Annotated in this window: 21 protein-coding genes; 10 read left to right on the plus strand and 11 right to left on the minus strand. The window is 68.6% G+C overall.

All coding sequences use genetic code 11. From position 1 onward, the window contains the following. Window positions 1-93: 93 nt before the first annotated feature. Window positions 94-2,808, minus strand: coding sequence for a transglycosylase domain-containing protein (locus ACFY8U_RS15490; RefSeq protein WP_389570174.1), 2,715 nt, complete (start codon window positions 2,806-2,808; stop codon window positions 94-96). A gap of 369 nt (window positions 2,809-3,177) precedes the next feature. On the opposite strand from ACFY8U_RS15490, the gene ACFY8U_RS15495 reads away from it, so the two are divergent. From ACFY8U_RS15495 to ACFY8U_RS15505, 3 genes are all read left to right on the plus strand, one after another. Continuing rightward, entirely contained in the window at window positions 3,178-3,867 is a 690-nt protein-coding gene (locus tag ACFY8U_RS15495) for a helix-turn-helix transcriptional regulator (protein WP_329118437.1), read from the plus strand. A 48-nt stretch (window positions 3,868-3,915) separates the two neighbouring features. Beyond that, window positions 3,916-4,998, plus strand: coding sequence for an inositol-3-phosphate synthase (locus ACFY8U_RS15500; protein WP_389570176.1), 1,083 nt, complete (start codon window positions 3,916-3,918; stop codon window positions 4,996-4,998). Window positions 4,999-5,075: 77 nt separating this feature from the next. Further along, window positions 5,076-6,335 (plus strand): MFS transporter, encoded by a 1,260-nt coding sequence (locus tag ACFY8U_RS15505; protein ID WP_389570179.1) that lies wholly within the window; start codon window positions 5,076-5,078, stop codon window positions 6,333-6,335. A gap of 73 nt (window positions 6,336-6,408) precedes the next feature. Here ACFY8U_RS15505 and ACFY8U_RS15510 read toward each other — a convergent pair whose 3' ends face one another. Further along, window positions 6,409-7,851: a CCA tRNA nucleotidyltransferase gene (locus tag ACFY8U_RS15510; protein WP_389570182.1), complete on the minus strand. Its 1,443-nt coding sequence runs from the start codon at window positions 7,849-7,851 to the stop codon at window positions 6,409-6,411. Between the two features lie 181 nt (window positions 7,852-8,032). Between ACFY8U_RS15510 and ACFY8U_RS15515 the strand changes: the two genes are divergently transcribed. From ACFY8U_RS15515 to trxA, 7 genes are all read left to right on the plus strand, one after another. After that, complete coding sequence (locus ACFY8U_RS15515) at window positions 8,033-10,351, plus strand: DUF6049 family protein (RefSeq protein ID WP_389570185.1); 2,319 nt, start codon at window positions 8,033-8,035, stop codon at window positions 10,349-10,351. Between the two features lie 45 nt (window positions 10,352-10,396). Beyond that, window positions 10,397-12,607 (plus strand): murein biosynthesis integral membrane protein MurJ, encoded by a 2,211-nt coding sequence (gene murJ, locus ACFY8U_RS15520; protein WP_389570187.1) that lies wholly within the window; start codon window positions 10,397-10,399, stop codon window positions 12,605-12,607. A 117-nt stretch (window positions 12,608-12,724) separates the two neighbouring features. Further along, window positions 12,725-14,431, plus strand: coding sequence for a protein kinase family protein (locus ACFY8U_RS15525; RefSeq protein WP_389570190.1), 1,707 nt, complete (start codon window positions 12,725-12,727; stop codon window positions 14,429-14,431). A 25-nt stretch (window positions 14,432-14,456) separates the two neighbouring features. Beyond that, window positions 14,457-15,161 (plus strand): RNA polymerase sigma factor SigM, encoded by a 705-nt coding sequence (gene sigM, locus ACFY8U_RS15530; protein ID WP_389570192.1) that lies wholly within the window; start codon window positions 14,457-14,459, stop codon window positions 15,159-15,161. Next, entirely contained in the window at window positions 15,158-16,084 is a 927-nt protein-coding gene (locus ACFY8U_RS15535; protein ID WP_389570195.1) for a hypothetical protein, read from the plus strand. Before sigM ends, ACFY8U_RS15535 begins: the two co-directional genes overlap by 4 nt. 126 nt (window positions 16,085-16,210) lie before the next feature. Further along, complete coding sequence (gene trxB, locus ACFY8U_RS15540; RefSeq protein ID WP_361435391.1) at window positions 16,211-17,185, plus strand: thioredoxin-disulfide reductase; 975 nt, start codon at window positions 16,211-16,213, stop codon at window positions 17,183-17,185. Window positions 17,186-17,232: 47 nt separating this feature from the next. Continuing rightward, the gene (gene trxA / locus ACFY8U_RS15545) at window positions 17,233-17,568 is read left to right on the plus strand and encodes a thioredoxin (protein ID WP_352187218.1); all 336 of its coding nucleotides are present in this window, start codon (window positions 17,233-17,235) and stop codon (window positions 17,566-17,568) included. Between the two features lie 80 nt (window positions 17,569-17,648). Here the strand turns inward: trxA and ACFY8U_RS15550 are convergent, their stop codons facing one another. From ACFY8U_RS15550 to rpmH, 9 genes are all read right to left on the minus strand, one after another. Then, complete coding sequence (locus ACFY8U_RS15550) at window positions 17,649-18,266, minus strand: GNAT family N-acetyltransferase (RefSeq protein WP_361435389.1); 618 nt, start codon at window positions 18,264-18,266, stop codon at window positions 17,649-17,651. A 175-nt stretch (window positions 18,267-18,441) separates the two neighbouring features. After that, complete coding sequence (locus ACFY8U_RS15555; protein ID WP_389570199.1) at window positions 18,442-19,548, minus strand: ParB/RepB/Spo0J family partition protein; 1,107 nt, start codon at window positions 19,546-19,548, stop codon at window positions 18,442-18,444. Further along, complete coding sequence (locus ACFY8U_RS15560) at window positions 19,545-20,621, minus strand: ParA family protein (RefSeq protein ID WP_361600624.1); 1,077 nt, start codon at window positions 20,619-20,621, stop codon at window positions 19,545-19,547. The genes ACFY8U_RS15555 and ACFY8U_RS15560 overlap by 4 nt, the downstream gene beginning before the upstream one ends. A 290-nt stretch (window positions 20,622-20,911) precedes the next feature. Beyond that, window positions 20,912-21,628, minus strand: a complete 717-nt coding sequence (gene rsmG, locus ACFY8U_RS15565; RefSeq protein ID WP_361435383.1) for a 16S rRNA (guanine(527)-N(7))-methyltransferase RsmG — start codon at window positions 21,626-21,628, stop codon at window positions 20,912-20,914. 115 nt (window positions 21,629-21,743) lie between these two features. Further along, window positions 21,744-22,256 carry a R3H domain-containing nucleic acid-binding protein gene (locus ACFY8U_RS15570; protein ID WP_361435381.1) on the minus strand — a complete coding sequence of 171 codons (513 nt, stop codon included), beginning with the start codon at window positions 22,254-22,256 and terminating at the stop codon, window positions 21,744-21,746. A gap of 13 nt (window positions 22,257-22,269) precedes the next feature. Further along, entirely contained in the window at window positions 22,270-23,571 is a 1,302-nt protein-coding gene (yidC, locus tag ACFY8U_RS15575) for a membrane protein insertase YidC (protein WP_389570202.1), read from the minus strand. A 3-nt stretch (window positions 23,572-23,574) separates the two neighbouring features. Further along, window positions 23,575-23,901, minus strand: coding sequence for a membrane protein insertion efficiency factor YidD (gene yidD / locus ACFY8U_RS15580; protein WP_352187225.1), 327 nt, complete (start codon window positions 23,899-23,901; stop codon window positions 23,575-23,577). Continuing rightward, entirely contained in the window at window positions 23,898-24,269 is a 372-nt protein-coding gene (gene rnpA / locus ACFY8U_RS15585) for a ribonuclease P protein component (protein WP_361435377.1), read from the minus strand. Before rnpA ends, yidD begins: the two co-directional genes overlap by 4 nt. Before the next feature lie 21 nt (window positions 24,270-24,290). Next, window positions 24,291-24,428, minus strand: coding sequence for a 50S ribosomal protein L34 (rpmH, locus tag ACFY8U_RS15590; protein WP_060891143.1), 138 nt, complete (start codon window positions 24,426-24,428; stop codon window positions 24,291-24,293). Window positions 24,429-24,570 lie beyond the last annotated feature (142 nt).

A 24,570-nucleotide genomic window follows, 5' to 3' on the forward strand; every position in this document is an offset into this window, starting at 1 on the left:
CGGTGAGGGCCGCCGTGCCGGGCGACGTACGTGTGCTTACGTGCCGGGCACGGCGGCCCTCAGGGCGCTACCGGACGGGGTCCGGTGGGCGGGTCATTCGCCGCCCAGCCAGCCGTTTCCACCGCCCCGAGTCGCGGGGTTCCCGGTGTCTGTCGGTGTCGGTGACGTCGGGGTCGTCGGAGTCGTCGGTGTCCCTGTCGGGCCGCCGTCCTGGCCACCGTCCTGGCCACCGTTCTGGCCGCCGTTGTCGTCGCACGGCCAGTCCCACACGTCACAGGTCTTGCCCGGGTCCGGCGACTTGCTGGGCGTCCGCGACGGCGTCTGCGAGGGAGTGACAGTCGCGGACGGTGTCTGCGACGGGGTCTCCGTCGGCGTCGGGGTGGGGCTCGGCGCGCCGCCACCGAACACGGGCTCCGCGTCCAGGTCCTCCGGCTCCGGGAAGGACTCGACCTTCATGTCCTTGAGCGCGTCGGTCATGTAGTCCTTCCAGATCTGCGAGGGGAAGGACGAACCGTGGATCTTGGGCTGGGCGCCGGTACCGAACATCGACTCGAACTTGCGGCCCTGCTTGGTCTCGTCGTCGTCGAAGCGGTACATGTCGATCGCCGTCGAGAGGTTCGGCGTGTACCCCACGAACCACGCGGAGTTGTTGCCGTCGGTGGTACCGGTCTTGCCGGCCACGTCCCGACCGGGGATCGCGGCCTTCCGGCCGGTGCCCTTCGGGTTCTCGACGACATCACGCAGGACGTCGGTCACGTTGCTGGCGATCGCGGAGGAGAAGGCCCGCTCGGACTTCGCCTCGTGCTTGTAGATGACCTGACCCTTCTCCTTCACCTCCTTCACGGAGAACGGATCGGTGCGCTCACCGTTGTTCGCGAAGGTCGCGTACGCGCCGGCCATCCGGATGGCGCTCGGGTCGGAGATACCGAGGGAGAACGACGGCACATTGGCCTTGACCAGCGAGCTCTCGCGCAGACCGGCCTTGATCGCGGTCTGCCGGACCTCGTCGATGCCGACGTCCATGCCGAGCTGCACATAGGGCGAGTTGGCGGAGCGGATCATCGCCTCGCGCAGGCTCATCGGGCCATAGCTGGCGTCATCGTCATTGACCTGCAGCCACTCCTCGCCCTTCTCGTTGTGCCAGACGGTGCCGTCGTAGTTCTTGATCCGCAGCTTGTTCTTGCCGTTGTAGCGGCTCTTGTTCGGATCGACGATCGTGCGGGTCGAGGAGTCCTGGACCTTGCCCTCCTTCGGATCCCGCACGCCGTACTGCATGGCCGCGGCCAGCACGAACGGCTTGAACGTCGATCCGACCTGCGCACCGGTCTGGTCCGCGTTGTTGGTGAAGTGCTTGGTGGCGTCGGTGCCGCCGTAGATGGCGACAATCTCACCGGTCTTCGGGTTGACCGAAGCACCGCCGAACTGGACGTGCGTGTCCGTCTTCGGCCGCTTCTTCGGGTCGATGTGCTCGTCGTAGACCTTCTTGATGGAGTCCTCGAGAGCCTTGACCTTCTTCTTGTCGAAGGTGGTGTAGATCTCGTAGCCGCCCTGGGCGAGCTTCTTCTCGTCCATCCCGGGATGGTTGTTGATGAAGTTGGCCTTGGCCGTGCTCACCAGGTAGCCGATCTGACCGGTCAGCTGGGCGTTCTTCTTCGGCGGCTGCACCTTGGGGAAGGCCGGGTACTTCGCCCGGTCCGCCGCGTCGAGGTGGCCGTCCTTGACCATCTCACCGAGGATCCAGTCCCAGCGCTCCGTGGCGCGCTTCAGGTTCGCCTCGGGCGTCGCCCTGGGGTCGATCTCGGTGGAGCCGGCGGGGTCGTAGTACGTCGCGCCCTTGAGGAGCGAGGCGAGGAAGGCGCACTCACTCGGGTTGAGCTGCTTGGCGTCCTTGCCGAAGTACGTCCGGGCCGCGGCCTGGATGCCGTAGGCGCCACGTCCGTAGTACGCGGTGTTCAGGTAGCCCTGCATGATCTCGGGCTTCTCCATCTCGGCACCGACCTTGATGGAGATGAAGAGTTCCTTGACCTTTCGGGACAACGTCTGCGATTGGTCGTTCAGCAGGCTGTTCTTCACATACTGCTGAGTGATCGTCGAGCCACCCTGCGTCTGGCCGCCCTTGGCCATGTTCCACACCGCGCGGCCGATACCCATCGGGTCGATACCGGAATCGTCGCGGAACGTCTTGTTCTCGGCCGAGATCACCGCGTTCTGCATGTCATAGGGAATCTGATCGATCCCGACGATCTGCCGGTTGACCTCACCACCGGTCGCGGCCATCTGCGAGCCGTCAGCCCAGTAGTACACATTGTTCTGAGCCTTGGCGGCCTCGTCCTCCTTGGGGATCACCACCTGGGAGTACGCGATCGCAGCCCCGCCCATCACCAGCCCGAGGAACGCCAGGCACAGCCCCGAGACGAGCTTCCAAGAAGGCACCCAGCGGCGCCAGCCGTACTTGTCGTGGCGCGGGTAGTCGATCAGCCGCTTCCTGCCCGGCGGGCGGCCACCGCCACGGCCGCGACCCGGGCCACCGCCCTGTCCGCCGCCCCCGCCGCCACGCCGGCCACCGCCGTGGCCGCCCGCGCCGCCGTCGGGCGCGCGCCGACGGCCTCCGCGCTGGGCGGCACGGCGGGCCTCGGCCCGTCCACCGTAGGTGGTCTCCTCTCCGTACCCAGACGAAGGGGAGCCGGTACTGACATCCCGTCCCTGGGCCGACCGGCGGCCCTGGGGCTGCTGGGCGGCGCGCCGGGCCGCCGCGCGGCCGCCACTCGGCGGCTGCGACTGCGGCATTTTGCGACGATGCTCGCTCATCGAACGACTACTCCTCGGGCAGGCGCGTACGCCTGGAAGCGGCAGTTGAGTTCCGGTCCCCCCGAAATGCGTACGGCAGAGCCTCACCGAAGGCCCCTCCGTACCGCAGCCGGTCACCCCGATCACTGACGCCCTGCGGCGTCTCTCGGTTCCCGGTGGTCTGCATGCCGCACAGACTACGCACGGCCAAAACCCACCTAGGGCCGAAGTTCACCCCAAATCAGGCAAGTCGATTGCTGTGAATTGACGATGTGACGCCGGTCACCGTAGCCCCACTTGTCGCAGCAGGACGGCCGTTCTATCGTCGGGATGTATCGAGTCGATACATCAGCACGGCATAAGGGCACTCGACAGCGGAGGAGGCGACGGATGAGCAGGCGCTCGGGAATCCTCGAGTTCGCTGTTCTCGGCCTGCTCCGCGAGGCGCCGATGCACGGGTACGAGCTGCGGAAGCGGCTCAACACGTCGTTGGGCATCTTCCGGGCCTTCAGCTACGGGACCCTCTATCCCTGCCTCAAGACGCTGGTCGCCAACGGCTGGTTGATCGAGGAGCCGGGCAGCGCCCCCGAGGACGCCCTCGCCGCTTCACTCGCAGGACGCCGCGCCAAGATCGTCTACCGGTTGACGGCCGAAGGTAAGGAGCACTTCGAAGAGCTCCTCTCCCACACCGGTCCGGACACCTGGGAGGACGAACACTTCGCCGCCCGCTTCGCCTTCTTCGGTCAGACCGAGCGCGAGGTGCGGATGCGCGTGCTGGAAGGCCGCCGCAGCCGGCTGGAGGAGCGCCTGGAGAAGATGCGCGCCTCTCTGGCCCGCACACGCGAGCGCCTCGACGACTACACACTTGAGCTGCAGCGCCACGGAATGGAGTCCGTGGAGCGCGAAGTGCGCTGGCTGAACGAGCTCATCGAGAGCGAGCGGGCGGGACGGGATCAGCGATCCGGTCCCGACGCCCCTGAGGGCGCCGCTCGGCACGACAACGATTCTGGAGAAACGGGCGGCCTGCCCCGGCACGGGGGCAGTACCCGGCCGGATCCGTCCGACGACACCGCCAAGTGAATCCCTGCACCCCGCAGGGCTTCCACGATCACACAGGGAGCAACCGGAATGGGTTCGGTTCGCGTAGCCATCGTCGGCGTGGGCAACTGCGCCGCCTCGCTGGTACAGGGCGTCGAGTACTACAAGGACGCCGACCCGGCGTCCAAGGTGCCCGGCCTGATGCACGTCCAGTTCGGCGACTACCACGTCGGTGACGTGGAGTTCGTCGCCGCCTTCGACGTCGACGCGAAGAAGGTCGGCCTCGACCTCTCCGACGCCATCGGCGCCAGCGAGAACAACACCATCAAGATCTGCGACGTCCCGCACTCGGGCGTCACGGTTCAGCGCGGCCACACCTTCGACGGCCTCGGCAAGTACTACCGCATGACCATCGAGGAGTCCGCCGAGACTCCCGTGGACGTCGTCCAGGTCCTCAAGGACCAGCAGGTCGACGTGCTCGTCTGCTACCTGCCCGTGGGCTCCGAGGACGCCGCGAAGTTCTACGCGCAGTGCGCCATCGACGCCAAGGTCGCCTTCGTCAACGCTCTTCCGGTCTTCATCGCCGGCACCAAGGAGTGGGCGGACAAGTTCACCGAGGCCGGTGTCCCGATCGTCGGTGACGACATCAAGTCCCAGGTCGGCGCCACCATCACGCACCGCGTGATGGCGAAGCTGTTCGAGGACCGCGGTGTCCGTCTTGAGCGCACCATGCAGCTCAACGTCGGCGGCAACATGGACTTCAAGAACATGCTCGAGCGCGACCGCCTCGAGTCGAAGAAGATCTCGAAGACCCAGGCCGTCACCTCGCAGATCCCCGACCGCGAGCTGGGCGAGAAGAACGTCCACATCGGCCCGTCGGACTACGTGGCCTGGCTGGACGACCGCAAGTGGGCGTACGTCCGTCTCGAGGGCCGCGCCTTCGGTGACGTTCCGCTGAACCTGGAGTACAAGCTCGAGGTGTGGGACTCCCCGAACTCGGCCGGTGTCATCATCGACGCGCTGCGCGCCGCGAAGATCGCCAAGGACCGGGGCATCGGTGGCCCGATCCTCTCCGCGTCCTCGTACTTCATGAAGTCCCCGCCGGTGCAGTACTTCGACGACGAGGCCTTCGCCAACGTCGAGAAGTTCATCAAGGGCGAGGTCGAGCGCTAAGGCGCTGATCCACTTCGTCGTTCGAGGGTCCCCGGTCTTTCGCCCGGGGGCCCTCTTCGTATGTGAGTCTTGCTGCCATGCCCGTCGTACGTGATCTGCGCGTACTCCTGCGCCTGACGAACTTCCGCCGTCTCCTCGCCGTGCGCCTGCTCTCCCAGTGCGCCGACGGTGTCTATCAGGTGGCGCTGGCCACGTACGTCGTCTTCTCCCCCGAGAAGGAGACCTCCCCCGCGGCCATCGCTTCCGCCATGGCCGTGCTGCTCCTCCCCTACTCCCTCGTCGGCCCCTTCGCTGGCGTGCTCCTGGACCGCTGGCAGCGACGCCAGGTCTTCCTCTACGGGAACGTGCTGCGGGCGCTTCTCGCCTGCGGTACTGCGGTGCTGATGCTGGCCTCCGTCCCCGACTGGCTCTTCTACGCCTCCGCCCTGTCGGTGACGGCCGTCAACCGCTTCGTCCTGGCGGGCCTCTCGGCCGCGCTGCCACGGGTCGTCGATTCCGAGCGACTGGTGGTCGCCAACTCCCTGTCCCCGACGGCCGGCACCGTGGCCGCGACCGCGGGGGGCGGCCTGGCCTTCGGGGTGCGGCTCCTGTCCGAGGACTCCGACGCCGCCGTCGTGGTCCTCGGCGCCCTCCTCTATCTCTGTTCCGCCCTCGCCTCCCTGCGGATGCCCCGGGAGCTCCTCGGCCCCGACCCGGACCTCGTCCAGCCCCGGCTTCGCGCCGCGCTGGCCTCCACCGCCCGTGGGCTCGTGGCAGGACTGCGCCATCTGGCCGAGCGTCGGCCCGCGACCCGCGCACTGGCCGCGGTGACCCTGATGCGCTTCTGCTACGGCGCCCTCACGGTGACTGTGCTGATGCTCTGCCGCTACGCCTGGAGCTCCACGGAGTCGGAGGGGCTCGCGTTGCTCGGGCTCGCCGTGGCGTTCTCCGGGGCCGGGTTCTTCGCGGCCGCCGTCATCTCGCCCTGGGCGATCGGACGGCTCGGCCCCTTCGGCTGGATGATCGCGTGCGCAGGTGCGGCAGCAGTTCTGGAGCCCGTGCTGGGACTGTCCTTCACGCAGGCCCCTCTGATGGTCGCGGCCTTCCTTCTGGGGCTGGTCACCCAGGGCGTCAAGATCGCGACGGACACGGTCGTCCAGACGTCCGTGGACGACGCCTACCGGGGACGGGTCTTCTCGCTCTACGACACCCTCTTCAATGTCGCCTTCGTGGGCGCGGCCGCAGTCGCGGCGCTGATGCTGCCGCCCGACGGCCGATCCGTCCCCGTCGTCGTGATGGTCGCCGCCGTCTATGCCTCGATCGCACTGGTGCTGTGGAGCCGACGCAAGGAGGGGTGATGTTTCACGTGAAACATCACCCCTCCTTCGATGCCACGCGTCGATGTTTCACGTGAAACATCGACGCGTGGGCTCAGCTCTGAGTCGCCCACCACTCCTTGAGCGCCGCGACCGCCGCCTCGTGCTCCATCGGGCCGTTCTCCAGGCGCAGCTCCAGCAGGAACTTGTACGCCTGACCGACGGCCGGTCCGGGACGGATACCGAGGACCTCCTGGATCTGGTTGCCGTCCAGGTCGGGACGGATCGAGTCCAGCTCCTCCTGCTCCTGGAGCTGGGCGATCCGCTCCTCCAGTCCGTCATAGGCGCGCGAGAGGGCGCTGGCCTTGCGCTTGTTCCGCGTGGTGCAGTCCGAGCGCGTCAGCTTGTGCAGGCGGGAGAGCAGAGGGCCCGCGTCGCGCACATAGCGGCGCACGGCGGAGTCGGTCCACTCACCGGTTCCGTATCCGTGGAAGCGCAGATGCAGCTCCACCAGACGCGAAACGTCCTTGATCATCTCGTTCGAGTACTTCAGTGCCGTCATGCGCTTCTTGGTCATCTTCGCCCCGACCACCTCATGGTGGTGGAACGAGACCCGACCGTCCTTCTCGAAGCGACGGGTGCGCGGCTTGCCGATGTCGTGCAGCAGCGCGGCAAGGCGCAGCACGAGGTCCGGCCCGTCCTCCTCCAGGTCGATCGCCTGGTCCAGGACGGTCAGGGAGTGCTCGTAGACGTCCTTGTGCCGGTGGTGCTCGTCACTCTCCAGCCGCAGCGCCGGCAGCTCCGGCAGCACATGGCCGGCCAGGCCCGTGTCGACGAGCAGACCGAGTCCCTTGCGGGGGTGTGCGGCGAGCAGCAGCTTGTTGAGCTCCTCCCGGACCCGCTCCGCGGAGACGATCTCCAGACGGTCGGCCATCTCCGTCATCGCCGTGACGACCTCGGGGGCGACCTCGAAGTCGAGCTGGGCAGCGAACCGCGCCGCGCGCATCATGCGCAGCGGATCGTCGGAGAACGACTCCTCCGGCGTTCCGGGCGTGCGCAGCACTCGCGCGGCAAGGTCGTCGAGGCCGCCGTACGGGTCGACGAACTCCTTCTCCGGCAGGGCCACAGCCATGGCGTTGACGGTGAAGTCACGGCGGACGAGATCCTCCTCGATGGAGTCACCGTAGGAGACCTCAGGCTTGCGCGAGGTGCGGTCGTACGCCTCGGAGCGGTACGTCGTCACCTCGACCTGGTAGCCGCTCTTCTGGCAGCCGACGGTGCCGAAGGCGATCCCGACCTCCCAGACCGAGTCGGCCCACGGGCGGACGATCTTCAGGACGTCCTCGGGCCGCGCATCGGTGGTGAAGTCGAGATCATTGCCGAGCCGCCCGAGCAACGCGTCCCGTACCGAACCGCCGACCAGCGCGAGGCTGAACCCTGCCTCCTGGAATCGGACGGCGAGGTCGTCGGCGACAGGGGACACGCGGAGCAGCTCGCTGACCGCGCGGCGTTGCACCTGGCTCAGTGCAGTCGGGGTGTCTTCATTGGCGTTCGGCACAACAGAAAAGGGTACGTGCCCCGGCCCGCGCCGGCGTCCCCGTTTTCCCGGGGCCGGTGATCCCGTCCCTATCGGCTGGAGCAGTCCCCGGCACTTGCTCCCGGCGTGCCTCGTTACCATGCGTGGACACAGCAACGGGGAACCACCGGCACCATTGATTACGACGAGGACGGGCGAACGCGTGGCCGAGGCGGCAGACATCCAGGGGACCCTTCCCTCACCTGCCCGTCGGTGGCTGCGGCGCACGGCGTCTCTCCTCGCCGGGGCGCCCCTGCTTGCCGGGCTCCTGCAGGGTGTGGTGGCCCCGCCGGCCGTCGCCGCGGCCGCCGTGGAACCCTCAGCCGTCACCGCCGAGAACGCGACCGGATCGCGCACGGTCGATGTGTCTCTCAACACGCTCAAGCCGATCGCGCCGGTGGAGGGCGACACGGTCACGGTCTCCGGGACGGTGACCAACAAGGGCAAGCAGACCGTGACGGATGCCACGGTGGACGTCCGGGTCGGCCCCCGGATGACGAGCCGGAGCGAGATCGAGCAGGTCTCGGGCCGTACCGGTTTCCGGGCCGGCAGCGACCCCCTGCCTCTCGGCGGCCGCTACACGGTCAAGATTCCCCGGCTTGCGGCCGGGCTCAGCCAGGACTTCAAGCTCTCCGTCCCGGTCGACAAGCTCGGACTCGACGACGAGGGCGTCTACCAGCTGGGCGTCTCCCTCTCGGGCCGGACCACCTCCCAGCCCGGAACGCGTGTCCTCGGCATCGAGCGGACCTTCCTGCCGTACCAGCCCGAGGCGACGGAGAAGAAGACCCAGCTCACCTACCTCTGGCCGCTCATCTCCTCGGCGCACGTCTCCGCGGAGACCGGCAGCGACGACCAGCAGACGCCGGTCTTCGAGAACGACGATCTGGCCGCCGAGCTCGCCCCCGGCGGACGCCTGGACCAGATGGTCACGCTGGGCAAGGAGCTTCCCGTCACCTGGGTCATCGACCCGGACCTGCTGGCCACCGTCGACGCCATGACGAGGAGCTACCAGGTCAAGGAGGGCACGGGCACGGTGCCCGGCGCGAACCAGGCCGTCGCCGAGCGGTGGCTGGACGCCCTGCAGAAGGCCGTGGTGGGCCGCAAGGTCGTCGCCCTGCCGTTCGCGGACCCGGACATCGCCTCGCTCGCCCACCGCGGCAAGGACGTCCCCGGCTCGCTGAGCCACCTCCAGCCGGCGACGGAGCTGGCCGGGACGACCGTGGAGACGATCCTCCATGTGAAGCCGTCCACCGACTTCTCCTGGCCTGTGGACGGGGCCGTCGACCCCTCGATCATGGACGTCGCGACCTCTGCCGGTGCCCACAAGGTGATCGCCCGCAGCGACAGCTTCCGGGACGACCTCCCGTACACCCCGACGGCGGCCCGCCCCATCGGAGGCGGCACCACCGCCGTCGTCAGCGACGCCTACCTCTCGACGGCCTTCGAGGGCGACATGCTCCCCGCCGGGAACTCGACCCTCGCCGTCCAGGAGTTTCTCGCGCAGACGCTCGCGGTGACCCTGGAACAGCCCGAGCAGCAGCGCAGCGTCGTGGTCGCCCCGCAGCGGCTGCCGACCACGTCCCAGGCACAGACCATGGCGAGCGCGCTGCGCGGTCTGACGGCCCAGCGCTGGACCCAGCCTCTCGATCTGATCGCTGCCTCCGCCGTGAAGCCGGACCCCGACGCCGCCACCAAGGTGCCGAGCGCGTCCCGCTACCCGCGGGCGCTGCGCAAGCAGGAGCTTCCGGTCGAGGCCTTCCGCGACATGAAGGACACCCGCGCGGACCTGGACGACTTCAAGGTCATCCTCACCCTGCCCGACCGCGTGGTGACGCCCTTCGGCAATGCGATCAGCCGCGAGATGTCCACCTCCTGGCGCGGCCAGGCCCCCTCGGCCTCGCTGTACCGGATCACGGTGCACCAGTACCTCGAGAGCCTCACGCGCGAGGTACAGCTGGTCGACAAGTCGGACCTCACGCTCTCCGGACGCAGCGCCACCATCCCGGTGACCGTCCAGAACAAGCTGCTGCAGGGCGTGGACGACCTCGTGCTGAGGCTCACCTCCGGCAACAAGACCCGACTGAAGCTCAACGGCGGCGACGCCGTGGCCGAACTCCCGGTCAAGATCGCCGCCGGACACAGCCAGTCCGTGAAGTTCACCGCCTCGGCCAACGCCAACGGTCCGGTGCCGATGACGGCCCAGCTGTTCACCAAGGACGGCACACCGTACGGACAGGAGATGACCTTCACCGTGAAGGTCTCCGAGATCACTCCGACCGTGATGCTCGTCATCGCCGGCGGCGTACTGCTCCTCGTCCTCGCCGGAGCTCGGATGTACACCCAGCGCAAGCGCGCGGCGGCCCGAAACGCCGAAGCGGAGGCCGCGGAGGGCGACGATCCCGAGCAGCCGAGTGACCCGACGCCGGACACCGGTCCCGAAAGCGGCGACCCGTCCGACGCGGGTGAGAAAGTGGACCGTTGAGCGATGTCGTGGCCGGTCGGCCGGGGACGATGAGGTGGGGTAACCATGAACGCGCCGTACGACGGTGACCGCAGCCAGGGCGCGGGCGGCACCGAGCCGTCCGGTGGTACGCCCTCGGCGACCCCGGGACCCGGCATGCCGCCGGGCTCCTCGCCGCAGCAGCAGCCCGCCTCGGACCCGTACGCCCAGGACCAGTACGCCCAGGACCCCTACGTCCAGGACGCCTACGCCCACGACCCGTACCAGGCACGGGACCTCTCCGCGCAGGACCCGGTGACCGAGGCGCTCTACGACCGCGCCGCGCACCCTCCGCCCCCTCCGGGCACCTACCAGGAACCGCAGCCGCTCTATCAGCAGCCCGCGGCACCTCAGCACGCCCCTGACCCCCGGGTGTGGGCCCAGACCCCGGCTCCCGAACCGGACGGCCCCTCGCGCCATCTGCCCTACGGCGACGACGCCCGCACCGTCCAGTTCACCGGTGTGGACGATCTCGTGACCCGGGCCGGCGACGAGCAGCCCGAACCGGATGCCTTCGCCCACCTCTACCGGGACCAGCAGACGCCCGGCCAGGTGCCCCCGCCCGCCCCGGAGCCGAATCCGATGCCCGCCCCCGCACCGAAGAAGTCCGGCCGCGCCTCCGGGCTCCTGAAGTCCAGCGCGGTGATGGCGGCCGGAACCCTGGTCTCCCGTCTCACCGGCTTCGTCCGCAGCCTGGTGATCACCGGAGCGCTCGGCGCCGCTCTCCTCGGTGACACCTTCACCATCGCGTACACCCTGCCGACGATGATCTACATCCTCACCGTCGGCGGCGGCCTCAACTCGGTCTTCGTGCCGCAGCTGGTCCGCTCGATGAAGAACGACGAGGACGGTGGCGAGGCCTACGCCAACCGGTTGCTGACCCTGGTCATGGTGGCGCTCGGCGCGATCGTGGTCATCGCCGTCTTCGCGGCCCCGCTGCTGATCCGGCTGATGTCGAACACCATCGCCGACGACGCCGCCGCCAACAGCGTCGCCGTGACCTTCGCCCGCTACTGCCTGCCCACGATCTTCTTCATGGGCGTGCATGTGGTGATGGGTCAGATCCTCAACGCCCGGGGCAAGTTCGGCGCGATGATGTGGACCCCCGTCCTCAACAACATCGTCATGATCGTCACGTTCGGCCTGTTCATCTGGGTCTACGGCACCTCCGCCGAATCCCAGATGGGCGTACAGACGATCCCCGACGACGGCATCCGCCTGCTCGGCATCGGCACCCTGCTCGGCCTGGTCGTCCAGGCGCTGGCGATGATCCCGTACCTCCGCGAGACGGGCTTCCGCTTCCGCCCCCGCTTCGACTGGAAGGGCCACGGCCTCGGCAAGACGGTCAAACTCGCCAAGTGGACCGTGCTGTTCGTCCTCGCCAACCAGGCCGGCGTGCTCGTCGTGACCCAGCTCGCCACCGCGGCGGGTGAGGAGTCCGGCAGGAACGGCGCCGGCTTCCTCGCGTACTCCAACGCCCAGCTCATCTGGGGCATGCCGCAGGCCATCATCACGGTCTCGGTCATGGCCGCCCTGCTGCCCCGTATCTCCCGCGCCGCACACGACGACGACCCCGGCGCCGTCCGTGACGACATCTCGCAGGGCCTGCGGAACTCCGCCGTCGCGATCGTCCCGGTCGCCTTCGCCTTCCTGGCGCTCGGCGTCCCCATGTGCACCCTGCTCTACGCCTCCAGCGGCGTCCAGGCCGCCCAGGGCATGGGATTCATCCTGATGGCCTTCGGCCTCGGCCTCATCCCGTACTCGGTCCAGTACGTCGTGCTGCGCGGGTTCTACGCCTACGAGGACACCCGGACGCCGTTCTACAACACGGTCATCGTCGCCGCCGTCAACGCGGCCGCCTCGGCCGCCTGTTACTTCGTGCTCCCCGCCCAGTGGGCCGTCGTCGGCATGGCCGCCTCCTACGGCCTCGCCTACGCCGTCGGAGTCGGGGTCGCCTGGCGGCGCCTGCGCAACCGGCTGGGCGGCGACCTGGACGGCGCCCACATCATGCGGACCTACGCCCGCCTCTGCCTGGCCTCGCTGCCCGCCGCGGTCGTGGCCGGCGCCGTCGGCTTCGGTCTGTTGAAGGTCCTCGGCGAAGGTGCTCTCGGCTCGCTCGTGGCCCTGCTCGTCGGCGGCGCTGTCCTGCTCGGAGTCTTCTTCGTGGCGGCAAAGCGCATGCGGATCGCGGAGCTCAACTCCATGGTCGGTATGGTCCGTGGACGCCTGGGACGATAGGAAGCAGCTGCCGCGCAACCATCGCCGGCTGCCGCGTGTCGTGCATAGCGGCCGACTGTGGGCACAATTGGCATGGCTGTTGGATGTGGCGCAACGGATGGGGAGGCAGGAACGACGGTGGCGGAACGTAGCACGGCTGCCGTCGACGTGGCCGACAACAGCGGTGACGACCCGCTGACCGCCAAGGCGGAGAAGGCCGCGACCGACGGGGTGGCGGAAGCGCAGGACACGGTGGAGAAGTCCGCCGAGGTCGCAGAGAACGACGCCGCTCAGCGGCAGAACGGCGAACAGCCCTCCATCGAGACTCCCGAGCTGCACAGCGGGCACAAACTGGCCAGGCGCTACCGCCTGGAGGAGTGCGTCACTCGTCTGGACGGTTTCAGCAGTTGGCGTGCCGTCGACGAGAAGCTTCGGCGTGCCGTCGGCGTGCATTTGCTGCCGGCCGACCATCCACGAGCGCGTTCGGTCCTTGCGGCGGCCCGTTCCTCGGCGCTGCTCGGAGACCCCCGCTTCGTCCAGGTCCTCGACGCCGTCGAGGAGAACGACCTCGTGTACGTCGTACACGAGTGGCTTCCTGACTCCACCGAGCTGACGGCGCTGCTCGCCGCCGGACCGCTGGAGCCGCACGACGCCTATCAGCTCGTCAGCCAGGTCTCCCAGGCCATGGCCGCCGCGCACCGCGAAGGCCTGGCGCACCTCCGTCTCACCCCGAGCGCGGTACTGCGCAGCTCGACGGGCCAGTACCGGATCCGCGGCCTGGCCGTGAACGCAGCGCTGCGGGGCATCAGCGCCGAGCGCCCCCAGCGCACGGACACCGAGGCCATCGGCGCCCTGCTCTACGCGGCGCTGACCCAGCGCTGGCCGTACGACAGCGACGCCTACGGCCTCTCCGGGCTGCCCAAGGGGGTCGGCCTGCTCGCTCCGGATCAGGTGCGGGCCGGGGTCCACCGCGGGCTCTCCGAGATCGCGATGCGCGCCCTGGCCAACGACGGCGCCACCGCCTCGCGCCAGGAGCCGCCCTGCACCACCCCGGACGAGCTCGCCAAGGCCGTCGCGGCGATGCCCCGCATCCGCCCGCCGGAGCCCGAGTTCCCCTCTCCGCCCGACTACCAGCGCACGACCTATCAGCAGGGCACGTACGGCCGTCCGCCGGCCCGCCCGGGCGTCGCGGCGCCCCAGGCCGTGGTCGTGCCCCCTGCCCCGCTGGAGAGCCGCACCGGCAGGGTCCTGAAGTGGGCCGTGTCCGCGCTGCTGATCGCCGCCCTCGGCCTGGGCAGCTGGCAGATCGCGGACCGGCTGCTCGACAAGGACAAGAACCAGCAGGCCCCGCAGACCACCCAGCCGCAGAACAACGACGACGAGAAGGAGCCCGAGACGGGCAAGCCGGTCACGATCGCCGGCGCCCAGGACTTCGACCCCCAGGGCGACGGCGCCGAGACACCGTCGGAGATAAAGAACGCCTTCGACGGCAACCCCTCCACGTCCTGGCAGACATCCATCTACTACGGGTACTCGAACTTCGGCAGGCTGAAGGAAGGCGTGGGTCTCGTCCTGGACCTCGGCACGGTCCAGGACGTCTCCAAGGTGGAGGTCACCTTCCAGGGCTCCACCGCTGTGGAGTTGCGGACAGCCCCCGAGAACGCCACGTCCCAGCCCACGGCAGCCGACGGTTTCACGACCGTCGCCAAGGGCTCAGGTACGCAGGTCGCACTCACGGCCGACAAGCCTGTGAAGACGCGCTACGTTCTCGTCTGGCTGACCGACCTGCCCAGCAGTGGCGGCGGTTACCGCGGCAAGGTCGCGGACATCAAGATCACCAGCTGACGGCATCGGGGGAGGGGGCTCACCGTTGGACGAAGCCATAGGCAGCGACACCAGCGACCAGGAACTCCTGGCGCGCCATGTCGCCGGCGACCCCGATGCCTTCGGTGAGCTTGTGCGGCGCCACCGCGATCGACTGTGGGCTGTGGCGCTGCGGACGCTGGGGGACCGCGAGGAGGCCGCTGACGCCGTCCAGGACGCCCTGGTGTCCGCCTTTCGGGCCGCGCATACCTTCCGTGGCCAGTCGGCCGTCACGACCTGGCTCCACCGCATCACGGTGAACGCCTGTCTCGACCGTGCCCGCAAGGCCGCGTCCCGCAAGACCTCGCCCATGGACGACACCGCACGCTTTGAGCAGCTCCTCGAACCCGCGGAGTCGGCCGAGGCCCCGGCGGAACGCGAGGACCTCCACCGGGAGCTGGTGACAGCCCTCGCCACGCTCCCCGCTGATCAGCGCGCCGCTCTCGTCCTGGTGGACATGCAGGGCTACCCGGTGGCGGAAGCCGCCCGCATCCTGGACGTCCCCACCGGAACGGTGAAGAGCCGCTGTTCGCGCGGGCGCGCCAGATTGCTGCCCATGCTCATCCATCTGCGCGCCGACACCGTGGGTAACGAAGGCCCCGACCGGGGAAGGAACCGGACGCCGGGGACATCCGTCCCACCGGTGTCGGGGCCATCGGATACCGGACCGAACGGGCCGGCTGCTGTGAAGGGCGGAGGTGGGCGCGCGTGACTTCCACGACCGGCAGGGCCGACACAGCACAGCACCCGGACGTCTCGGAGATCTCCGACCTGACCGAGGGGCTGCTCTCGCCGTCCCGCACGGCAGACGTACGTCGGCATATCGAGGGGTGCTCCCTCTGCGCGGACGTAAGGACCTCCCTGGAGGAGATCCGCGGGCTGCTCGGCACCCTGCCCGGACCGCCGCGGATGCCTGCGGACATCGCTGGCCGTATCGACGCCGCCCTGGCCGCCGAAGCGCTGCTGAACGCCACCACCCCCGACATCGGCACGCATGTTTCACGTGAAACGGCGAGCGATCACGCCGACGCGCGTCCCTCCGCGGCGCCCGCACCGGCCCCGGACCGCCCGGCCGGCCACCCTCGCGTCACCACCGGCCGCGCGACCACCGGCCCCGGACGCCCCAAGGCCCGACGCCGCCGCGTCGCCGCTCTCGGGGCGGTATTCGGCGCAGCGGCGCTCAGCATGACGCTCTTCCTCACCCAGGGCGGCATGCAGACGCTGACCGGCGGTGAATCGGCCGACAAGAAGACCTCCTCCGCCGCGAGCGGTGACGGCGACGCCAGGTTCGACGGCCGCCCAGTGGAGGCCCAGGTCCAGGAGCTGCTTCAGGGAGACGGCGTCAGGGCCCCCAAGACCTTCCCGGAATCACTCAGCGACGAGGGCGGCAACACCCCCAAGCGGGGGACGGCCGAGACCGTGCCCGAATGCGTCAAGGCCGGCACCGGCCGCACCGACACGGTGCTCGCTTTCCAGAGGGGCGACTACCAGGGAACGCCCGCCTTCCTCCTCGTCCTGCCGGAAGGCTCCGAGGGCACCCATGTGCAGGCCTACGTCCTTGACGCCTCCTGCGCCGAGAACGCGGGACAGGCCAAGGCCGAGGTTCTGCTGACACAGACCTACCCTCGCTCCTGACTCCTCGCCGTGCCGTGCGGCATTCTCGGGAATGCTTGCCCCGTAGGATCCGTTGGGTGGGGTGAGAGTCACCGATACGACCGCCCCGTAGGCAGTAGGCAGTCTGCAGAGACGAGGAAGAAACCCGTGAGCGACGTCCGTAACGTGATCATCATCGGCTCCGGGCCCGCGGGTTACACCGCTGCGCTCTACACAGCGCGTGCGTCGCTGAACCCGCTGGTCTTCGAGGGGGCCGTCACCGCTGGTGGCGCCCTGATGAACACGACCGACGTGGAGAACTTCCCCGGCTTCCGCGACGGCATCATGGGCCCCGACCTGATGGACAACATGCGTGCCCAGGCCGAGCGCTTCGGCGCCGAGCTGGTGCCCGACGACATCGTGGCCGTGGACCTGACCGGCGAGATCAAGACCGTCACGGACACCGCCGGCACTGTCCACCGCGCCAAGGCCGTCATCGTCACCACCGGCTCCCAGCACCGCAAGCTCGGTCTCCCCAAGGAGGACGAGCTCTCCGGTCGCGGAGTCTCCTGGTGCGCCACCTGCGACGGGTTCTTCTTCAGGGACCAGGACATCGCCGTCGTCGGCGGCGGTGACACCGCGATGGAGGAGGCCACCTTCCTCTCGCGCTTCGCCAAGTCCGTCACGATCGTCCACCGCCGTGACTCCCTGCGCGCCTCCAAGGCCATGCAGGAGCGCGCCTTCGCCGACCCGAAGATCAAGTTCGCCTGGGACAGCGAGGTCGCCGAGATCCACGGGGACCAGAAGCTCTCCGGTCTGACGCTGCGCAACACCAAGACGGGCGAGACCAGCGAGCTGGCGGCGACCGGTCTGTTCATCGCCGTGGGCCACGACCCGCGCACCGAGCTCTTCAAGGGCCAGCTGGAGCTGGACGAGGAGGGCTACCTCAAGGTCGATGCCCCCTCGACGCGGACCAACCTCGCCGGTGTCTTCGGCGCCGGTGACGTCGTCGACCACACCTACCGCCAGGCGATCACCGCTGCGGGCACCGGCTGCTCCGCGGCACTCGACGCCGAGCGGTTCCTCGCCTCCCTCGCCGACAGCGCGAAGAGCGAGAAGCTCGCCGAGACCCCCGCGGTCTGACCCCCATCCTCACCACTCACACCCCGCAAAGTTAAAGGGAGGTTGCCGTGGCCGGCACCCTGAAGAACGTGACCGACGCCGACTTCGACGAGGTCGTCCTCAAGAGCGACAAGCCCGTCCTGGTGGACTTCTGGGCCGAGTGGTGCGGTCCGTGCCGCCAGATCGCCCCGTCGCTGGAGGCCATCGCCGCTGAGCACGGCGAGATCGAGATCGTGAAGCTCAACATCGACCAGAACCCGGCCACGGCCGCCAAGTACGGCGTCATGTCCATCCCGACGCTCAACGTCTACCAGGGCGGCGAGGTCGTGAAGACGATCGTCGGTGCCAAGCCGAAGGCCGCGCTCCTCCGCGACCTCGAGGGCTTCGTCGAGGCCACCGCCTGACACCTCCGTTTCACGTGAAACACCGACGGCCCGCCTCCTCAGGGAGGCGGGCCGTTGTCATGCCGTTCGGAGTGGCTCGGTCACAGCGGCCGTAGCGCCGGTTCCTTCTGGACGGCGCCCAGGAGTCGGTCCAGTGCCAGCTCCACGTCTTCCTTCCACGACAGCGTCGTCCTCAGCTCCAACCTCAGCCGCGGATACGCGGGGTGGGGCCGCACGGTCTTGAAGCCCACCGCCGTGAGGTGGTCGGTCGGCAGCACACACGCCGGCTCCTTCCACCGTGCATCGCCGAAGGCCTCGATCGCCTTGAAGCCCCGTCGCAACAGATCCTTGGCGACGGTCTGCACCATCATCCGGCCGAGTCCCTGCCCCTGATAGCCCGGCATGATCCAGGCCGTCATCAACTGGACGGCGTCCGGGGAGACCGGGCTCGTGGGGAACGCCATGGAGCGCGGCACATAGGCGGGAGGCGCGTACAGAACGAAGCCGACGGGCACCTCGTCCACATAGACCACGCGGCCGCAGGATCCCCACTCCAGGAGCACCGCCGAGATCCAGGCCTCCTTCTCCAGCTCCGGCCGGCCCGCCTTCACCGCCGCTTCCCCGCTCACCGGGTCGAGCTCCCAGAACACACAGGAGCGACATCGCTTGGGGAGGTCAGGAAGGTTGTCCAGAGTGAGCGGTACGAGCCGACGCCCCACGGCTGTTCCCTCGCTTCCCACGGCCTTCGCAGTACGGATACGCCTCCCAGAATCGTATCGATGGGGCGATCAGGGCGATACCGCTCACAGGCAAAGGGCGGACCGTGTTCCGGCTTTCACCGGATCACGGCCCGCCCTGGGGTCACGGAGGTCGATGCGGAGGCCGTCGATGCGGTCAGTCCTCGACGTCCTCGTCGCTCTGCTCGGAGCTCCCCTGATCCATGACACGCCCCTCACCGGGCGCCAGGGTCGAAAGGATCCGGTCCAGATCGTCCATCGAGGCGAACTCGACGACGATCTTGCCCTTCTTCTGACCGAGGTCGACCTTCACCCGCGTCTCGAATCGATCCGAGAGCCGCGAGGCCAGGTCTGTCAGGGCCGGGGAGACACGAGCCCCGGCCCGGGGGCCCCTGGACTTGGTCGTGGCTGTGGGCTCGGACCCCATCAGCGTCACGATCTCCTCGACCGCACGCACCGAGAGCCCCTCGGCCACGATCCGGTACGCCAGCTTGTCCTGCGTCTCCGGGTCCTCCACGGAGAGCAGAGCACGTGCGTGGCCGGCGGAAAGCACGCCCGCGGCAACGCGACGCTGGACGGGAGGGGAAAGCCGCAGCAGACGCAGCGTGTTGGAGACCTGCGGACGCGAGCGCCCGATCCGGTCGGCCAGCTGGTCGTGGGTGCAGTTGAAGTCCTTCAGGAGCTGGTCGTAGGCGGCGGCCTCTTCCAGCGGGTTCAACTGCGCCCGGTGAAGGTTCTCCAGGAGCGCGTCCAGGAGAAGCTTCTCGTCCTCCGTGGCCCGGACGATCGCGGGGATGCGCTCCAGGCCGGCCTCACGGCACGCCCTCCAGCGGCGCTCACCCATGATCAGTTCGTAGCGCTCGGCACCCAGCTGCCGTACGACGACGGGTTGCAGCAGGCCGACCTCCTTGATGGAGGTGACCAACTCCGCCAGAGCGTCCTCGTCGAAGACCTCACGCGGCTGCTTCGGGTTGGGCGTGATGAAGTCCAACGGCAGCTCGGCGAAGTGCGCACCGGCAGGAGACTCCGGCTCCACCGCCACGGGGACCTCGACGACCGGCACCATAGAGTCCGGGGACTGCGGGCTCTGCGGCAGGGTCGCCACCTTCGCGGCGGCCACCCCTCGGTCCGACGACAGCGCCGGAACGGCCCCGGGAGAGGCAGAACCCGCCCCCACACCGACGTTCGGCGTCTGCCGCTCCTGGGGAGCAGCGGGGATCAGCGCACCGAGCCCACGCCCCAACCCTCTACGTCGCTCACTCACTGGATCCCCTCCGACATGCTGTGCTGGCTGTTCTGGTGACCCATGTGGCCGTGCTGCGGGTCGTAGTGAATACCCACACCCCGCAGTGCGATCTCACGGGCCGCCTCGAGATACGACAGCGAGCCACTGGAGCCCGGGTCGTAGGTGAGGACGGTCTGTCCGTAGCTCGGCGCCTCCGAGATGCGCACGGACCTCGGGATGCTGGTCCGCAGCACCTCCTCGCCGAAGTGGCTGCGTACCTCGTCGGCGACCTGCGAGGCGAGCCTCGTCCGGCCGTCGTACATGGTGAGCAGGATCGTCGAGACATGCAGCGTGGGGTTGAGGTGCCCACGCACCAGGTCCACGTTCCGCAGGAGCTGGCCCAGACCCTCCAGTGCGTAGTACTCGCACTGGATCGGGATCAGCACCTCGGCGCCGGCCACCATGGCGTTGACCGTCAGCAGACCGAGCGAGGGAGGACAGTCGATGAGGATGTAGTCCAGCGGCTGCTCGTACGCCTGGATGGCCCGCTGCAGCCGGCTCTCTCGCGCCACCAGCGACACGAGTTCGATCTCCGCACCGGCGAGATCGATGGTGGCAGGGGCACAGAAGAGACCCTCGACATCCCGCACTGGCTGCACCACGTCGGAGAGCGGCTTGCTCTCCACGAGGACGTCGTAGATCGACGGAACCTCGGCGTGGTGGTCGATACCGAGGGCCGTCGAGGCATTGCCCTGGGGGTCGAGGTCGATGACCAGCACACGGGCGCCGTGCAGCGCCAGGGAAGCAGCAAGGTTGACCGTCGTGGTCGTCTTGCCGACTCCCCCCTTCTGGTTGGCCACCACCATCACGCGCGTCTGGGCAGGCCGGGGAAGACCCTCGCCGGCACGACCCAGCGCTTCTACTGCCAGCTGGGCAGCACGACCGATGGGGGTGTCGTCCATCGGGGGCGGTGTTTCACGTGAAACATCCTCCCCCGCCGATTCGGTTCGGGGACCGGGGACCGGATCGGTCATCGGTCCCGCGATGTTGGCGTCGGACCGCAAGGATTCACTCTCCTCGGCTTCAGGCTCGCGATGAACAGAGCCTGCCATGCTTTCGGGGTCGTGAACCAGCGAGGCCCGTGGTTCTGTGGATGAATCCACCTCTGTGGACAATCCCGTCCCCCTCGCGAGCGGTTTCGCGAGGGGTTTGCGGTCCCGGGGCGTGGCAGCCGCGCGGCCGCGGCTGATGATCCCCTGCAGCAGTGAGCGACGTTTCACGTGAAACACGATGCACTTGCAGTCGGCCCAGGACCGTTCGACACTCCCGAAATACGTACGTATGGCAGCTTGTACGGATCAATTGCGCAGTGTTGACGGCTCATATACGCCGCGTTGACAGCTCAGCGGCGGCGGCGCGTCCTGCTTGGGCGGGCGGCCTTGGCGCGCTTCGCGGCGAATCTCACACCGCCCGGGCTCTCGCCGACCTCTACTCGTACGACGGTCGACAGCGGGTCGACGATCCCCTCGCCGACCTGGAGCACGGACGTACCCACCACACCCAGCTTGGAGAGCGCCGCACGGGCTCCGTCGATCTCCTCCTGCGCGGTGTCGCCCTTGAGGGCCAGCATCTCCCCGTACGGACGCAGCAGCGGAACGCCCCAGCCGGCCAGCCGGTCCAGCGGCGCCACGGCACGAGCCGTCACGACATGCACCGGAGGGAGCTTGCCGAGCATCTCCTCGGCGCGGCCCCGCTCCACCGTCACATGGTCCAGGCCCAGCAGCTCCACGACCTCCTGGAGGAAGTTCGTCCGACGGAGCAGCGGTTCCAGGAGCGTGATCTTCAGGTCCGGGCGGACCAGCGCCAGCGGGATGCCTGGCAGCCCGGCCCCCGAGCCGACATCGCACACGGTGACGCCCTCGGGCACCACCTCGGAGAGCACCGCACAGTTCAGCAGGTGCCGCTCCCAGAGACGGGGCACCTCACGCGGGCCGATCAGCCCGCGCTTGACGCCGGCGTCCGCGAGGAGCTCCGCGTACCGGACGGCCTCCGGGAAGTACTCGCCGAATACCGTCCGCGCCTGTTCGGGCGCAGGGGGGAGCTCCGCTGCCTCCGTCACGGAAACCGTCCTTCCGCACCGCACACATGGGTGCGAGCGCACTGTGGTGGCTGACTATCAGGCTGACAAGATCGGCCCCGCCTGCGAGCAGACGGGGCCGACACTGCGAGAGGGGTCAGGCAGGGAGTACGACGACGAAGCGCTGCGGCTCCTCGCCCTCGGACTCGCTGCGCAGACCGGCGGCGGCGACCGCGTCGTGCACGACCTTGCGCTCGAACGGGGTCATCGGGTCCAGCTTGACCGGCGCACCGGTCGACTTCACGTCGGAAGCGGCCTTGGCGCCGATCTCGGCGAGCTCGGCACGCTTCTTGGCGCGGAAGCCGGCGATGTCGAGCATCAGCCGGCTCCGGTCACCGGTCTCCCGGTGCACGGCCAGGCGGGTCAGCTCCTGGAGCGCCTCCAGCACCTCGCCGTCACGGCCCACGAGCTTCTGCAGGTCACGGCCGCTCGAGTCACTGATGATCGAGACCGCGGCGCGGTCCGCCTCGACGTCCATGTCGATGTCGCCGTCCAGGTCGGCGATGTCGAGCAGACCCTCGAGGTAGTCGGCCGCGATCTCACCCTCCTGCTCCAGGCGGGTCAGGGTGTCGCCACCCTCGGCGGCGGCGGAGGTGGTGCCTTCCGTCACGGATGGACTCCTTCTACTTCTTGGACGACGGGTGCTTCGGGCGCTGCTGGCCCTTGCGCTGACCGGACTTGCCCTGGCGGGAGCCTCCGGAGTTGGCCCGGCTCGGGCGCGCGGGCTTGTCGCCCTGCGCCGAGTCCTTGGCCTCGTCCTGCGGCTTCTTCTCCAGCGACGTGGTGGGCTCCTTGGCGACCTCGACGGAGTCGGCGTCCTCCTCGGCACCCTTGGCCGGGCCGTGCTGAGCCGCGGCCTGACGCTTCGCCTTGGTCTGGCGCTTGGGCTGCTGACGCCTGACCGCGGCACCGCCCTCGGCCTCGGCGGTGATGGTGTCGCCCTTGATCACGGTGCCGTCGGCCTGGGCTGCGAAGCCGGACTTGGCCAGACCCGCGAAGAAGCGGCGCTCGTTCTCGTTCCGGTCGCTGCCCTTGGCGACGATCGCCTTGACCACGTTCTTCCGGCGACGGCCGCGGACCTCACCGTGCGCACCGATGCTCTTCAGCAGTCGCTGCAGGTAGGCATCCTGGGCCTTGCTGCCCGGAGTCGGGTTCTGGCTGATCACGTACATCTGCTGGCCCATGGTCCACACGTTCGTGGTCAGCCAGTAGACGAGGACACCGACGGGGAAGTTGATGCCCATGACGGCGAAGATCAGCGGGAAGATGTACATGAGCATCTTCTGCTGCTGCATGTACGGCGTCTTCACCGAGAGGTCGACGTTCTTCATCATCAGCTGGCGCTGCGTGTAGAACTGCGAGGCCGACATCAGGACGATCATGATCGCGGTGACGATACGGACCGAGGTCAGCGTCGCGTCGAGAGCGGCGACATCGGCGGCGCTGTCCGTGAAGGTGGACGCCAGCGGAGCGCCGAAGATGTGCGCCTGACGGGCGCTGTCCAGGAGCGACTGGTTGATGACACCGATCGTCTTGCCCTCGGCGATGTGCGAGAGCACCGCGTACAGAGCGAAGAAGAACGGCGACTGAGCCAGGATGGGAAGGCACGAGGAGAGCGGGTTGGTACCCGTCTCCTTGTACAGCTTCATCATCTCTTCGGACTGACGCTGCTTGTCGCTCTTGTAGCGCTCCTGGATCGCCTTCATCTTCGGCTGGAGCGCCTGCATGTTCCGCGTCGACTTGATCTGCTTCACGAAGAGCGGGATCAGACAGATGCGGATCAGCACCACGAGGGACACGATCGACAGGCCCCAGGCCCAGCCCGTGTCAGGGCCGAAGATCGCCCCGTACAGCTTGTGGAACTGGACGATCACCCATGAGACAGGTGTGGTGATGAAGCTGAAAAAATTGGCAATCGTGTCCACTAATCAGGCTCCTTGAGCATTGGGCGAAGTCTCTGCGGCCGGGCTCGTCTCGGCGGGGGACCCGCCCTTGTCGCCGCGCAGCGCGTTCCGCAGCAGTTCATGCCAGCGAGGACGCTTGCGCGGGGGTACGTGGTCCACGCCGCCGGGCGACCACGGATTGCACCGCAGAATGCGCCAGGCGGTCAGGGCAGTGCCCTTGATCGCGCCATGCCGGTCGATGGCCGTGAATCCATAGTGGGAACACGACGGGTAGTACCGGCAGACGGGCCCCAGAAGAGGGCTGATCGTCCACTGGTACAGCTTGATGAGAGCCAGCAGCGGGTACTTCATCGCGTGCCCCCTCCCAGGAGCCGCTGAAGAGCGGCGTCGAGGTCTCGGGCCAGCTGTGCGTGATCGGCGTCGCCGGCTCCGGGCAACGCCCGTACGACCACCAGGCTACCGGGGGGCAGCTCGGACAGTCGTTCGCGGACGAGATGGCGCAGGCGTCGCTTCACGTGGTTGCGTACGACCGCACCGCCCACGGCCTTGCTCACGACGAAACCCGCACGCGTCGGGGGAGCGCTCTCCCCAGGCGCGTGCGGGTCCGTTGCACCGCTGCTCAGGTGGACGACGAGGAGCGGGCGACCGGCCCGGCGCCCTCGGCGTACCGCGGTTGCGAAGTCCTCGCGCCGCCTCAGCCGATTCTCGGTAGGCAGCACGTCATGACCTGTTTAAGCGGATCAGGCCGACAGGCTCGAGCGACCCTTGGAACGGCGGTTCGCCAGGATGGCGCGACCGGCACGCGTACGCATGCGCAGGCGGAAGCCGTGGGTCTTGGCGCGGCGACGGTTGTTCGGCTGGAAGGTGCGCTTGCTCACTCGGGGGCTCCAGAAATGATTCGTAGATGGCGGGACATCGCCTGGCTGTCACCGTGCGCCCACGAGTAGCTCGCAATACGCCCGAGTGCACCGCTTCACGATCACAGACCGTGATCTTTGCCCATCGGAGGCAGGCGGCAGC

This window comes from Streptomyces sp. NPDC012508 (genome assembly GCF_042902595.1).
In the GTDB taxonomy this organism is placed as follows: domain Bacteria; phylum Actinomycetota; class Actinomycetes; order Streptomycetales; family Streptomycetaceae; genus Streptomyces.